Source organism: Wolbachia endosymbiont of Phyllotreta cruciferae (genome assembly GCF_918697765.1).
In the GTDB taxonomy this organism is placed as follows: domain Bacteria; phylum Pseudomonadota; class Alphaproteobacteria; order Rickettsiales; family Anaplasmataceae; genus Wolbachia; species Wolbachia pipientis.
Genome location: NZ_OU953855.1, coordinates 25,602 through 40,570 on the forward strand (window position 1 = coordinate 25,602; position 14,969 = coordinate 40,570).

Annotated in this window: 9 protein-coding genes and 2 pseudogenes; 7 read left to right on the top strand and 4 right to left on the bottom strand. The window is 34.6% G+C overall.

Going from position 1 to position 14,969, the window contains the following annotated elements; all coding sequences use genetic code 11:
• Positions 1-24 precede the first annotated feature (24 nt).
• Both NL281_RS08420 and ltrA (NL281_RS00170) read left to right on the top strand, forming a co-directional pair.
• On the top strand, positions 25-156 hold the full coding sequence (locus tag NL281_RS08420) for a hypothetical protein (protein ID WP_256469361.1): 132 nt from the start codon (positions 25-27) through the stop codon (positions 154-156).
• A gap of 230 nt (positions 157-386) precedes the next feature.
• Positions 387-2,174, top strand: a complete 1,788-nt coding sequence (gene ltrA / locus NL281_RS00170) for a group II intron reverse transcriptase/maturase (protein WP_253302976.1) — start codon at positions 387-389, stop codon at positions 2,172-2,174.
• An 83-nt stretch (positions 2,175-2,257) separates the two neighbouring features.
• On the opposite strand, the gene NL281_RS00175 is transcribed toward ltrA (NL281_RS00170), so the two are convergent.
• Entirely contained in the window at positions 2,258-6,079 is a 3,822-nt protein-coding gene (locus NL281_RS00175; RefSeq protein ID WP_253303372.1) for an OTU domain-containing protein, read from the bottom strand.
• A gap of 588 nt (positions 6,080-6,667) precedes the next feature.
• On the opposite strand from NL281_RS00175, the gene NL281_RS00180 reads away from it, so the two are divergent.
• The 3 genes from NL281_RS00180 (at position 6,668) to NL281_RS00190 (ending at position 8,491) form a co-directional block, all read left to right on the top strand.
• Positions 6,668-7,294 (top strand): hypothetical protein, encoded by a 627-nt coding sequence (locus NL281_RS00180; RefSeq protein ID WP_253303373.1) that lies wholly within the window; start codon positions 6,668-6,670, stop codon positions 7,292-7,294.
• Positions 7,295-7,303: 9 nt separating this feature from the next.
• Positions 7,304-7,654, top strand: coding sequence for a lipase family protein (locus NL281_RS00185; RefSeq protein ID WP_370274079.1), 351 nt, complete (start codon positions 7,304-7,306; stop codon positions 7,652-7,654).
• A gap of 180 nt (positions 7,655-7,834) precedes the next feature.
• Positions 7,835-8,491: a coiled-coil domain-containing protein gene (locus tag NL281_RS00190; RefSeq protein WP_253303374.1), complete on the top strand. Its 657-nt coding sequence runs from the start codon at positions 7,835-7,837 to the stop codon at positions 8,489-8,491.
• Here NL281_RS00190 and NL281_RS00195 read toward each other — a convergent pair.
• A pseudogene (locus NL281_RS00195) lies at positions 8,475-9,664 on the bottom strand (IS4 family transposase). The gene NL281_RS00190 and the pseudogene NL281_RS00195 sit on opposite strands and share 17 nt — an antisense overlap.
• 291 nt (positions 9,665-9,955) lie before the next feature.
• On the opposite strand from NL281_RS00195, the gene NL281_RS00200 reads away from it, so the two are divergent.
• Positions 9,956-11,044 (top strand): IS481 family transposase, encoded by a 1,089-nt coding sequence (locus NL281_RS00200; protein WP_253303703.1) that lies wholly within the window; start codon positions 9,956-9,958, stop codon positions 11,042-11,044.
• 15 nt (positions 11,045-11,059) lie between these two features.
• Here NL281_RS00200 and ltrA (NL281_RS09020) read toward each other — a convergent pair.
• Positions 11,060-12,103 (bottom strand): annotated as a pseudogene (ltrA, locus tag NL281_RS09020) (group II intron reverse transcriptase/maturase).
• A gap of 820 nt (positions 12,104-12,923) precedes the next feature.
• Positions 12,924-13,757: a hypothetical protein gene (locus NL281_RS00215; RefSeq protein WP_253303375.1), complete on the bottom strand. Its 834-nt coding sequence runs from the start codon at positions 13,755-13,757 to the stop codon at positions 12,924-12,926.
• Between the two features lie 148 nt (positions 13,758-13,905).
• Here NL281_RS00215 and NL281_RS00220 point away from each other — a divergent pair, with 148 nt between their 5' ends.
• Positions 13,906-14,937 (top strand): IS4 family transposase, encoded by a 1,032-nt coding sequence (locus tag NL281_RS00220; protein WP_253303376.1) that lies wholly within the window; start codon positions 13,906-13,908, stop codon positions 14,935-14,937.
• Positions 14,938-14,969: the final 32 nt, after the last annotated feature.

Genomic DNA, 14,969 nt, shown 5'->3' on the forward strand with positions numbered 1-14,969 from the left:
CCATCTTCCCAGACATCAGGGATAATGTATATCTCACATTTCAAAGAGTGGCAACCTCTGGGATGCAAGCATGAGATAAAAGCAGGTAACACTAAATCTCGTGGTGAATCCCTGCAAACAGAGTTAGATATGATTACGAGAGAAACCTATGTTTGAATTGTCGTCAAAGCATAATATGCGAAAAGAGATTGAACTACGCATAGACCAAAATGGTACGAAGCAAAAAGGGAACTAAAGATTGAAGACTTTAGTTATTGATGTTCCAAGCTTCCGGCAAATAGTAGGAATCTAAGTTTAACGTGAAACGAAGCCATGGAACAGAGTAACCACATAGAAGCTCTTATATTCATTAAAATATAAGTAAGTAGCCAGCCACAAGCTACTATGTGGAAGGATTGTTTAAGAAGCTAATGCCCAAAGTAATATCTGGGATATGCAGACGTAAACACTTTAATTTGGAAGGTAAAGTGGTGAATAGTAGTGAATATGTTATGGACCAGCAAAAAGTTAGGTATGAATGGAATGGAATTCCTTGGCGCAAGCTAAAGAAATCTTCATTTAAGCTACAAAAACGAATTTACCAAGCTTCTAAATGTAATGATATCAAAAAGATGCATAATCTTCAGAGATTATTACTCAAATCAACAAGTGCAAAAACACTCGCTGTTAAGAAAGTAACACAGGACAATAGGGGGAAGAAGACTGCAGGTATTGATGGAAAAGCTAACCTTAATCAAAAAGAAAGATTACAACTATCATATTCTTTAGATATAAAAGAAAAAGCAAAGCCATCAAGACGTGTCTGGATTCCAAAATCTGGTAAGCCATCGGAGCATCGCCCACTTGGTATACCCACTATATCGTGTCGAGCAAAACAAACACTTGTAAAAATGGCTTTAGAACCAGAATGGGAGGCAAAACTTGAGCCAAACACTTATGGTTTTAGACCTGGTAGATCATGTCATGATGCAATTGAAGCCATATTTGATGTGCTAAAACAGAAAACAGCATATGTATTAGATGCTGATATTTCTGGATGCTTTGACAATATTAACCATAATAAATTGCTTGAAAAGCTCAATACCACACCAACATTAAAGAAAATCATAAAAGGATGGTTAGGAGCTGGTGTTATGGAAGATGGAAAGCTTCAATCCACAAAACGTGGTACAATTCAAGGAGGGACGATCTCACCGTTGCTAGCTTGTGTTGCATTACACGGATTAGAGCAACATGTCAAAAAAGCATTAACAAACGAACTCTTTCAATGCATGAAAAGAAAATATGGTAGGATATCGCATAGAAACGCGCAAAAGTCTATTAGTGTAATTTTCTACTGTGATGATTTTGTCATCATACATGAAAACGAAGAGATTATTCTTAAAGCAAAAATTTTAGTTGAAGAATGGTTAGAAACCATTGGACTAAAATTAAAGCCCTCTAAAACAAGAGTTTCTCATACATTAAGAACCATTGACGAAACAAAACCAGGATTTGATTTTCTTGGATTTTCAATAAGACAATATCCAATAAAAGAAAGTAAGAAAGGTTACAAGTTATTAATCAAACCAAGTCGTAATTCTATAAAACAGCATACACTAGCTATTAAACATAAACTCAGAGAAATGCGTGGAGCACCACAAGAACGTGTGATAAAGGATCTCAATCCAATAAACAGAGGATGGAGTCAATATTACTCCTCGGTAGTTTCATGTAAAATCTTTAGCTCATTGGATAATATTATGCATAGAAAACTCTGGAAGTGGGCAGTTTTTAGGCACCCAAACAAAGGGAGATGCTGGATAAAAAGAAAGTACTTTAAGAAGTATAATAACGAAAACTGGCGCTTTATGACAAGTAACAAGGTACGTCTTACTATACACAGCGATCATGTTATTAAACGACATATCAAAGTGCAAAAAACCAGATCCCCATATGATGGTGATTGGGTATATTGGGGTAAACGTCTGAGAAAAATACCAGATAAGCCACTAGGAGTAATAAAATTATTGAGGTTGCAACAAAGTAAATGCGATAATTGTAGACTATGGTTTAAAAGTGATGATACAATAGAAATACATCACAAAGACCGGAATAGACGAAACAATATGATCACAAACTTATCTTTGTTACATGGACATTGTCACGATGAATTACACAGGAGGTGTGCATGAAAAGCACCAAATTAGAGAGAAGCCGTATGAGGCGCAAAGTCTCACGTACGGTTTTGCAGTCGAGTGAGGAAGGGCGACCTTCTTCACTTAGACAACAGTGTTTGCTGTAACGTACTCGACTGACAATTCTCAGAAAAATCTTGAATCTTCCCTAACTTATCTACTAAAAATTTTAAAATTTCTTCCTTCTTACGATTAATAGAATTAAGCTTGTCGGACAGCAAGCGGAAAGCTTTCTCGCTATCAAAAGCAATACCCTCAACAGTTTTGTCACGCTGATCTACAATATATTTACAAGCCCTCTTCAACATAGCATTCATCTCTTCCTCACTAAAGTAATCTTGAGCTATACTTAATACTTGTTCTAAAGGCGATCCATTATATTGAATAACTTCATCTATAGCGAAGGTAATAAGGTAATAATCATATTGTTTGAGAAACCCTTCTATTTGATTGCGTTGGTAAATTTGTCTCGGATCTTTTTTATTTTTACATAAATCCTTGATAAAGTCCTCTAGAGAATTATTTATATCTAAGGTATTTTCTTTCTCTTCTGTTTCTTTTAATTTTATCTTTTCTATTAAAGAGCTTATAGCAGACCTAATATTAAGCTGTGATCTTTCTTCTAACAGTGAATAAATTATTTCACAATCTTGATCATTACCTAATTTTAAATCAGCAATTTTATCTTGCCTTCTACCGACTTCACAAAATTTGCTCAGAGCAGATAGTTGGTCTATAACCTTGGTAGATTTAATAAATTCACCCCTGTTAAAGGTATTATGCATACTAAAGATTTCTATGCAAATTTTAATGATTAAGTTGCCCATTTCATCATTTGAAAGAAAAGATTTAGCTCTACATAGTACTCGTTGCAATCTATTGTTATTCGTATAAATATCTATAGGAACTAAAGGATTTGAAGCAAAAGATATGAGATAATCAACAGATTCTCTAAATATGTAATCTTGAGCATTTAGCTTGTAAAGTTCATTCCACACAACATTACGCAAGGCATCTTCATTTTCATCCTTACTAGAATCCCAAAACTCAGCAAAAAAGAAAATACGCAAAATTGCTTTCTTCTTCTCCTCCTCAGAAAGGCTAACAAAACCTTCCCACAACTCGCTAAATTTTCTTCTACCCTTCTCTTGTCCCTCTATAAAATCAGAAAGTTTCTTTTCTTTTTCCTCATCAGTCAGAATATACTTTCTTGAGATCTCCTTAAGCTTTCCGAGAGTTTGTTTTTCTAACTCCTCATATGATACCACACCCTTTTGATAGGATTTACCATCATCAAAATTTTTCTTACCTGGTTTCTTTTGAAACGTAATACCCTGCTCATTTTCTCTTGGAATATTTTCAGTATTGTGCAAGGGTTCCTGCTCTACACTTTCTTCAATACCTTTTTCAGAGCTACTAGAAAATGCCACAGAACTCTGTTTGTTAATAGGACTTACTTTTGTTAAACTACTAGCGAAACAATTCCTTAAGATATTTAAAGATTCTATATCTTTGTTTACTGCTTTCAAGCTCTCTTCTACCTTAGCAACATTATAATCACCACCCTTCACCACATTCAAAATTGCTTTTGCATTTTCTAAAGCAAATACTCCACAATTGTAATTGTCATCCTGCTGTTTGCAAGATACACTGTGAATACTATTCTTTGAGTATCCTTCCCTTTCTAAAAACTTATCTAAGGACATCCGTATATTATCATTTCCATCTTGTTTAAGAGGAGCAGTATCTTCAACAAAAATGATATCATCGCTATTTTCTTCAATATTCTGACTGTTACGATCTACCGAATACTGATTGACCTTATTTCCATAAGAGACTTTATTCTGCGTATTACTATCAGTATCACCTCTACCAAGACCATTTACAAGACACTTTTCGATCTCTTCTCCAAAAGAGTCTGCATAGAAAAAAATATCTCCTTGCCTATTATTATGGATAGCAACCAATGTTACCCAGTGGTTACCATCTTTATTGACAATGTATATTAATGTTTTATCTTTATTCTTCTTGAACTTATTTAATTCTATTGGTAGCCTACCAGGACCTTCAACTCCCCAAATCACATTGTTATCTTCAGTCCACTTATATGAGTACTTTGCAATGTCATCAATAACACTATTCTGCAAGCGTACTCGCAAATTCCCCTTTTCGGTAGATTGAATAAATTCTTTAGAAGATTGATCAAGAGAACTTTTAGCTGAAACGCTACTCCCCTTATAATGATTTTCCCTATTTTGCAAGGACTGCTGCTGTATAACACTAGCCTCTTGTAAGTTCATTATATTACGCAAAGGTACTGCAGATAGTTTCTTTCCTTTCAAAGGATCAAGAAACTCTACTCCTCCAGTATAAACAGCCATCAACGCATAATAAACTGCCCACCAACCACAGTCGCTTCCATTCATTTGCTGACCAGTTAGTTCGTTATTATCATTAAAAACTATTTCGTTCTCTTTACAAAAAGGGAGCAATTTTACAGTAATCTGATCTTCGACAAAGGTTGTACCCTTAGTCAAACCATCCTTTAATCTTTCAGGAATCTTTCTTTTGGCAAAAGAGTCAAAAAAGAAAACTTGATACTGATCATTACTTATTTCTTCACCCAATAAATTCCCATGTTTTTTAGGCAGCAATACCCAGCTAATCCAGTGAAAACCTCCTTCTTTTTTATCAATACCTGTAGGATCATTAGCAAGAACTGTTTCAGTGTTAGCTATAAAAATAAAAGGCTTATCTAACTCAGTACCATAATGATCATTTATTTCAGAATTATCTACAACTCTTCGACAAATATGTTTCAGTGAATCTCTAATAGCCTCCTCTTCATTAAACCCGAAGTTAATAGGACTAATATAATAGGCAAGCTGATTATCATTATTTGCAATTGCCTTGTTCATAAAATTGTTTATATAATCAATATCTGCCCATCCTCTAGAATTACCTGAATCATCACTACCGAATGTTACTTGGTTTAACCCATGGTAAATATCAATTGCAGTAAAATGAATTTTGCCTTGTAAAGAATCGCGATTAGATTGGTTCTGTGCTTGTGACTGCTGTTCTGCTCCTTCTTCGAGATCATAATTTTTGATATCTTCAATCAAAGAAGGACTTTCTTCATCTGCTATACCATAAACCTCTTCTCTAGAAACTAGTATAGCTCCTTCAATATCTTCTTCGAGGTTACTAAGAAGTGGTACAAAGTGATACTTGTAATTTACCATAGTAATAACATTAGTGCCTTTGCCTTGTTCGCTTTCAATAACATTTGTATCACCTATAGGTTTTTCTTTAAGTTCTATCACTTTAATTTTTACTTTATATTTGTCACATATCATTCTTCCTTCAATATCTAGTCTTCCCCATATAGGAATAGGACCATTTTCTGTAGCCACATTTTTAATATAGTCCGAGTATTTGTCAAAAGTCTCCTGCACATCTGGAACATCATTTCCCTTTTTATCCTTAATATTTTTAAAATGAGGAAAAGCAACATTCTTCTGTGGAACAAAATAGCCACCTTCATTTGCATCCTTTACAATTTTATCTTTGTATTTTCTAGCATCATTTGTACAATCTTTTCTTAATGATTTTACATTAAACCTTTCACTATTTTCGACTAGACCTTTATCTTTTAGCTCATTCAATCCTTGAGCAGCTGAATCAAAAAAACAATCCCCTTCACCCACAGCAGCTCCGATCTTAAAGCCCTCAGGCAATTTCTTCCTTAATGACTCTAAAAGTCGATTTAGCTCCTCTTTTCTCTCTTCATTCTCTGCCTTTTTTATCTGACTAAAAATGGAAATAAGCTCTCTAGTAACACCGCTTTTTCGAGCACCACCATCAGATGATAGATCTGGTACTTCATTTAATCCAAACATATCAAACCCACTATATTAAACTTATAGCATATATAGCAGCAAAAATCATTAAAGCAAGTTACTTTTTTATAGCTAACAACATCACTTTAATTAGTATATATTTTCATATTTTTATCATTAAATCAATAATATAATTTAACTTTTACATAATTAACAAGCAAGTGTGAGAAGTGTTTTTCTTGGAATGGCATGGTCTACCACTTGTTCTGTGCGAACTTTTTTATATTATAATTCTACTATACCGTAAAACCAGCTATATTAGCCTATTTTGCCACATTTATATACGAACTAATTCGCTTAGCTTTGTTGTAATAATTTTACGTTTTTGTTTTTGAAACACCCCTTTTACGTAAAAAACTCTCACAAATATACGTACTTTTTTTGTGTTTTGTGAAGAAAGTAAATAATTGAATTGCTGTTAACGCTAGTTACTGTAATATTCCTCCCAGAAACGCTCCTGAACAAATATTGCTTGTACCGTTGAAGACGAAAAGATTTATGGTTAATCTTATTAAATTGATAACTTATTTGACTAAATAATTGCATAGTGGTATACTAAGTTAATTAAGCTTGTAGTAAGTAAGAAATATGCCAGGTGTTATTGATAATCAAAATTCTATTAGCGATGATTTTGTAAATATTAGCAATACTTTAATAAAAGAGGTCTTAATTGAAAAGCTCGGACCAATTAAGAGTGAATTAGAAGCTCGAGATGAACATGATCTCGACGCGCTTTTGAATCAAGACATTTCTAGTTTAATTAAAATATGGAAGAATATAGAGCGTTCTGAGAATAGTGAGTTAAATGATGCTTCTGACCTTGCCGATCTGATAACAGGACAAATTGCAGAATTTGATAAAGAAAAATTACTAGAAATGTGTACTCTCAGTAAAATTGCCTATGGTGATGGGGACAGGAAATTAAAGAAAGATGAATATGAAACTAAAAGGCAGTTTGAAGAAGCAGGTTATCAAATAATAAAATTTTATGACAATGAACTCATTCAAGATAAATATTGCTCGGATAGTGATTATAAATTAGAACAACACAATGTCGGCTATGCTTTGACGGGTAGCAATTCATACAATCGAGATGTTGGTTATGTTTTTATTAAAGACAAAGAAGTAACTATAGCTTATCATGGTACTCGCGATTTGAATGATTTGAAGGAAGATCTTCGTGCATCTTTGACTAAGTTATCATTTTTATCTTGAGATAATTATATCCACTCTGGTTTCTACTCTTTATTCAAACGCTCTTGGCCCAGCGTACACAAGATATTACAAGGGCATGCTAATGATAAAGGATTAGAAGGAATCAAAAGTTTAAAAATTAATGTTACAGGTCATAGCATGGGAGGTGCTCTTGCTACTATAGCTGCTTTATGTCTTGATAAAACAGAAGAAGCCAAAGACATTAATGTTGCAACTTTTGGCTCCCCAAGAGTTTTCTACAATGATGCTGCTGAAGTTTACAGTGAGTGTCTTGGAAAGAAGACTATTAGAGTAGCTTGTCAATCAGACCCAGTACCATGTCTGCCACACGGTAATGCTCTTACTATTACCCACAAATAAAAACATAGTATTGTATTTACTCAAATAATTTAATTTTATTAACCTGAAAGCTTATTAGATTAAAATTATTAAACTAAGAGTTATAATTTTAGCAACTAAAAGCTGTAAATTGCACCATATAAACAGTTATTTCAAGCAAAAGTTATGCCATTAAGAGCTATGCAACAAACATTTATATTTGTGGGTAATAGTAAGGGTAATGCTGGTGCGCATTATAAACATGTAGGTAAACCATTAAAACTAGAAACGGATAAAGTTCTAGATTATTTAGAGCCATACTATCATAAAATTGATACCTATTATAAACTTATTCGGGAAGTAAAGCAGGAAAATTTTAAATCAGACAGCAATGCATCTAGGTATTTTTATATTTCTTACGTGCTTAGTCCATTTTACCACTTAATAAATTGTCTACTTAACTTTACATGTATAGATGGCGAGAAATTCTTTGAAGAAGTCAGGGAAGAAAATAAGGATATTAAGCTTTCTGAAATACCGATTGAATATGCCCCAAAATTAGAAGAAAAATTGAAACAAGAAGAACAAGAGTGTGATGAGCTTAATGATAAAGTAGCTCAATTGACTCAAGACAAGAGTCAACTAAAAGAAACGCTAAAGAGTACACAACAAAGCTTGAATGAAAAAACTGAGGAACTTAACAGCAAGGATCAAGAGCTGAATGATGCGAACCAAAAGCTGGAAGAGTTTAAAAATACACAAGCTCAGTTTGCGCAGGAGAAGAAAAAGCTAAATCAAGGCTTGGATGCAAAAGCTAAAGAACTTAAGAGTACAGGCAATGGCGTCAACTTAAGAACTTTCATTAGCAAACTCTCCTAAAGACATGATGGCGTTTGGGCTTATCTACCTTATCGCGGCTATACAATCGTCCCGGTCGGATTTTAACTTTAGCGCGTATACTTGCTCTATCAAAAAGGGCTTGAAAGTTTTTTGGCGCAATAAGTACCTGATAGAGTTTCTGCCTCATTACACCAAATAAAACCGAAAAATTTAAACGATACTCAGCAATTTGATCTGGATTCCAAGGCCCTTGTGCATCACACATATGAAGCGACAATATATTACACATGACTAAGTTTGCCCAAAATTCTTGTAATACAGCCTCTAAATTTACGCCAGAAAAATTCTCTAACTCTGCACCTATTTTGAGTCGTTTATAGCACTCCTCTATATGCCACCTTAATACATAAGCTTTGCTGATATCTTCCAAAGTAAATTTTTCTCGATCAAAAAGTGAAGTAACCAATACCTCTGTTTCTCCGTTGGCTAATGTCAGCACTATTACTCTTACTTTTTGGCTTTTCGTTTTATTTTCTAGCACAAAATCAAAATCTAATTCACCAGATGAAATTCGTTCCCATAGCTTGCTATAATTTCTTTTTTGCAAGCGAAAAATAAAGTCTACTTTCAATTCATAATGCTGCTGAATGAATTTTAATGAAGACGGTCGTAGATAAATAATAATCTATCTTGATTTAATGAACGCATTTGAGTAACGACTTCAGGTAATTGTTCTTCTGCTAACGTTTGCTCACCCACATTCCAAGCCGCAAGGCGAGCACTGCAAATCAGCGAAGTACATAAATCAACAAACAAATTGCTAATGGTGGCATTATACCTGTTGTTCCATTTGGTTTAAAACGGCCAAACTTGGATACAATTTCTTCAGAGCTCGGTAATCTCATACCAGAACCATCTGCTGCAATAAGCCTATAGCCTCTCCAACTCAGGCTCATCTTGATAGGCTGTTTGGATGCTTAAATTCTTTAAAACCTGTATGACAAATCTTATATCTTGCTTTAGAAAAAGCTTGCTTTGAGGGTACATGTCAATGGCTCCATAAGTTCACATTCTATTCCCAAACTTTTTTTAACTAACTTTAAAATCATAGAAAATACTGCCGAAAAAGGAAGTTTTCTTGTTCGTGTAAAACTCAACACAATGGATTCTCTGAAAAGCTTTCGAGTATATTATATTTTTAATTTGTAGAATAAGATTTTTCCTTTTTGTTTGGTAGAAGTCATAGTTTTAAATCCTCCTGATTAAGTTTTATCGCTATGACTCCCCCACCAGAACCGTGCTTGCAGCTTTCCCGCACACGGCTCCACAATGTAGTATTCACAGCATTTCCTATTTTGTATATAATGAGTAGCATATTCTTGGTTTTGGTAATGGATTAACTTGTAGATAGTGTATAAATTGCTTTGAATTGTATTAAACAAGACTTGATCTGACACTTTAAAAAAGTAAGTTATAAAATAATAAAAGAAAGGAGTGTTAGAAATGAGTACAATACAAACAAAAATACTAAAACCAAAGCTAGGGTTATTAGAACTAGCAAAACAACTAGGAAATGTATCTCAAGCATGCAAAGTGATGGGATACTCAAGAGATACATTTTATCGATTCAAAGAGTTGTACGAAAATGGAGGAGAAGAAGCATTACATGAGATAAGTAAGAAAAAACCTCTATTAGCGAATAGAGTTTCCGACGATATAGAAAGAGCAGCGATTGGTATAGCAACAGAATTTCCAGCATATGGGCAAGAAAGAGCTGCAAATGAACTGAGAAAAAGAGGTATAATAATTTCTCAGGGAGGAGTGAGATCTATATGGCTGAGAAATGATCTTGAAACTTTCAAGAAAAGACTTAAAGCACTGGAAGCAAAAGTAGCTCAAGATGGAATTATATTAACCGAAGAGCAACTTGCAGCTTTAGAAAAAGTTAAAGAACAAAGAGAAGCACATGGTGAAATTGACACCGAACATTCAGGTTATTTGGGTTCTCAAGATACCTATTATGTAGGTAATATAAAAGGTATAGGAAGAATCTACCAGCAGACCTTCATTGATACTTATTCTCGAGTAGCATTTGCCAAGCTTTATACAGACAAAACGGCTATTACTGCTGCTGACTTGCTGAATGATAGAGTGATACCATTTTTTGATGAGCAAAATGTGCCATTATTGCGTATCCTTACAGACCGAGGAACAGAGTATTGTGGTAAGCCTGAAAATCACGCTTATCAGCTTTATTTGGGAATCGAAAATATCGATCATTCTAGGACCAAAGCCAATTCTCCACAGACTAATGGCATATGTGAAAGGTTTCATAGAACTATGCAAGATGAGTGTTACAATATTATCTTCAGAAAGAAAATCTACAATTCTTTGGAAGGTCTACAGATTGATGTTGATTATTGGTTGCGTTCTTACAATGAAACAAGACCGCATTCAGGTAAATATTGCTATGGTAAGACGCCTATGCAGACTTTTCTTGATAGCAAACATGTTGCTTTTCAGAAAAATATTAGTAGCATTACACAAGAGACTGATATTAGTTTTGACTACCTCAATTCTTCTGTCAGTTAATTCTTGTCTGTCAGATTAAGTCTTGTCTTTTACATTTGAATTCATACTCTTCTTCTGACTACGTCGGTTTATCCATTTATACGCTAGCTTGATTACCCGCCAGAAGAATTTATTCAACCACCGGTAATTTCCGCTAACTCCGAAGTAGTTATAGTGTCCTGTTAGTTTTGCTTTAAGTATTGACCACCAATCTTTAAGGTGAACTTTATTTCGGATCTTTTTCACCCATTCTTTGATTTCTTTAAGTTTTCTAGATAGATTTTCTTTCGAGGTTTTATGACCTACCATTACTCTACCTTTACGACTCCTTGTACCATAATGGGTGAATCCTAGAAAGTTGAAACTTTCCGTTTTTCGTTTCTCCCTTATTCCTTGTTGCCACTCCTTTTTGCCAAACTTTACTATTCTTGTTTTGTCTTCAGATATTTCCAGTCCAAATTTTCCTAGCCTTTGTTTCAGTGACTCTAAGAGTTCTCTAGCATCTTTTTCTCTTTCGCAGCAAATCAGGTGATCGTCTGCATACCTAACTAGCTCCATATAACCTTTAGATCTTAGCTTGAATTTCTTTTCAAACCACAAATCCAGCACATAATGCAACTATATATTAGCTAGTATAGGACTTACTATTCCCCCCTGAGGTGTGCCTAGTTCAGTTGCTTCATAATGTCCTGCTTCGACTACTCCTGCCTTAAGAAATCGTTTTACTAACCACAGTATGTTTGGGTCTGTTATCCGTTCTCTCAAGCATCTCATTAGCCATTTGTGCTGGACATTATCAAAGAATTTCTTGATATCAACTTCTACTACATAGTTAGTTGGTCTGTACATAACTGCTTTATTTAGTGCATTTACCGCTTGATGACAGCTTCTACCAGGACGAAAACCATATGAGTTATCCAGAAAGTTAGCTTCATAAATATTTTCTAATATCTTCTTCAGCATTATCTGGACTAACTTATCTTCTGTAGACGGTACTCCAAGCCCGCGTTTCTCTTTGCTTCCAGCTTTTGGTATATATACTCTTTTCACTGGTTGCGGTTGATATCGCTTTCTTTTCATACTATCCACCAGAGTGTTGAGCTTCTCTTCAAGATTTTCTCCATAAGCTTCTACTGTCACCTGGTCTATACCGCATGCTTTGTTATGCTTTAGCTCTTTATAACATTCAGCAAGATTCTCTGCGTTTATCAGATGAATTAACGATTAAATTTCAATCGTTTATCTTGCCTGGCTCTTACTGCTATCTGATTTAGTTTTCTTTGCACGTTATTCCAACCTCCGTTGTATTGGCATAGCAATTCCTAAACCAGTCACTATATTGCTGACCGCTTCCCCTTGTATGTGGCTTTCCCACACTCTGAGTACTATCAATCAGTCCGACTTCCTTTATATCTTCCGTCAGTACTCGCCTTTGTTGACTTGTTCCAACGTACCTTAATAGGAATACAAAGGATCTCCCAAGTTTACGTAAACTCCATCTCAACACGTGATACGGCCTCAGATCCCGATAGAGTGAGTGATAACTTGCCCTATTGTTACCCTTCTTGCTGTCTTCCACTATATGCAACGTGTCGACCTCTATGACATCGAGAATTTCGGGACTCAATACCTTCACTTTCGTTGTACCCTGTGTTGTCCATTCCACTAGCTTTACTACGCTCGTTACCTTACGCAGCATAGTGGTTTGTTCCAGCCTGCTGGCTAGGCTTTGCCTGGGTTGGATTTTCACCAACTGGACTTTACGCACTTTGCTTGGCGCACGCATGTTTCACCTAAAAAGGACACATTTTAAACTTCTTTGTTGAAATAAAATAGAAACAAAAGTGCTGTTTCCTGCGGCTTCTGGATAATTTAATGGTAAAAGTTTTAGAGAGAAATTTTATACACTATCGCTGATATTTTTCCTTAAGTTGACGCCATTGCCTGAACACAATGGAGTGCTGTCAGATCCATCCCTAGCATTAACAACACAATTAAATTTATCTGGGTGTTTTTCTTCCATATGTGTTAATACGCACCTAACTGCCTCATAACTGCCACTTTCGGCAAGTGAATGCAACGGCGTATATTTCCATCTACCATAAATAGGATTAAAGTAAAATTCGTCAATTAACTCACCATACTTACTCACATATCCCCAAACAGATGCAACAATAGAATTATCTATTAATACATCATAACTGTTTATCAATTCTAGAGCTTTCCTTAAGACCTCTTCTTCTCGGCCTTTCTCTTGTAATTTTAATCTAGTCACCTTTTGCACTAGTCTGTAAATATTTACTACTCCTTTCCTTAATTTAATCATTGAATATCGATTAAGTAACTCAACAGCATTCCACAACGCTTCTTTATCATTAGCTACTTGCTGTGAAAAGATTTCTTCTATATAAATCTCATTAGGAGAAAAATAGGCCATTATCTCGAGAATGCTCAATGCTTCCGGCCCAAATTTTTTTTGCACTATAGCATCAATTGTAATTTTCCAAGTTATGAAAGTTGCCTTAGCATAACGATCACTTTTATATTCGGACTTAAAGTCAAGTAGCTTCTCTGCTCTCTTTTCACACTTTTTCAGATAGCCACCAACTCTAATCCTTTTTCTACCCCTATGACTAAATACAATATTTTCTTCACTAATATATGTAACCGCTAGTTTTAAAGCCTTACTATTACCCACAAATATAAATGTTTGTTGCATAGCTCTTAATGGCATAACTTTTGCTTGAAATAACTGTTTATATGGTGCAATTTACAGCTTTTAGTTGCTAAAATTATAACTCTTAGTTTAATAATTTTAATCTAATAAGCTTTCAGGTTAATAAAATTAAATTATTTGAGTAAATACAATACTATGTTTTTATTTGTGGGTAAAAGTAAGTATAAAGACCAAGAGACTAGGCAGTATTTCTAAAGCTTATACAAAGCATAAAATGGGTTTACTGTTGCATAGTGCCTTAATAGTCAGCAGAGACGGATTACCTTTAGGTCTATCTTCCCAACAATGTTGGGCGCGTTCTATTAGGGAAGAAGAAACGGCACAAGAAAAAGCAAACAGAAAATACCGTACCTCCATAGAAGAAAAAGAAAGTTATAAGTGGATAACAGCTCTTAAAGAAACTATAAACAACCTTCCTCCAAATGTACAACTTGTTACCCTTGGTGATAGGGAAGCAGACATCTTCAAATTTTTATGGGTGGCTGAGACGTTAGGTAGTTTTTATGTAATCCGCAATCGAGCTAATAGAAGATTTATCTGTACTGAAGTCGGAAAAACAGATTTGCAAACACGCATCACTCAACTGCCAGTAAAAAAGAAAATTTCTCTAGAAGTTACTAAAGGTGGAAACCAGAGATCAAGGAAAGCTAATATTGAAGTTAAGTATATGAAAGGCTATATACCTATCAGATCTTCTTCCATTTATGGGTCAAAAGATACAATACATAAAATAAGTGATAAAATCCCTGTATATGTGGTAAGTGCAAAAGAAACAAATCCTCCTGATGGATTGGAAGCTATCGACTGGACTCTACTAACTAATGTACCGATTAATAATACTTTAGATGCCATAGAAAAGATAAATTGGTATAAGCTAAGGTGGAAAATTGAAGAGTATTTTAGGATTTTAAAATCAGGATGTAAGATAGAAAGCTCCCGCTTAGCTACAAAAGAAAGATTACAGAAGTTAATTGCTATAAAAAGTATAATCGCGTTTAAAATTTTATATTTGACAAAAGTGGCTTTATCAAATCCCATGGAAATTTGTACTAAAATTTTAAGCAACGAAGAGTGGAAGGTCCTTTACATGCGTGAGTATCGGGTAGCAACATTACCCGAAGAACCTCCAAACATAAAACAAGCTATTATTTGGTTAGGAAAATTGGGTGATTTATGAATAGAAAAAGTGATAATTTACCAGGGTCTATG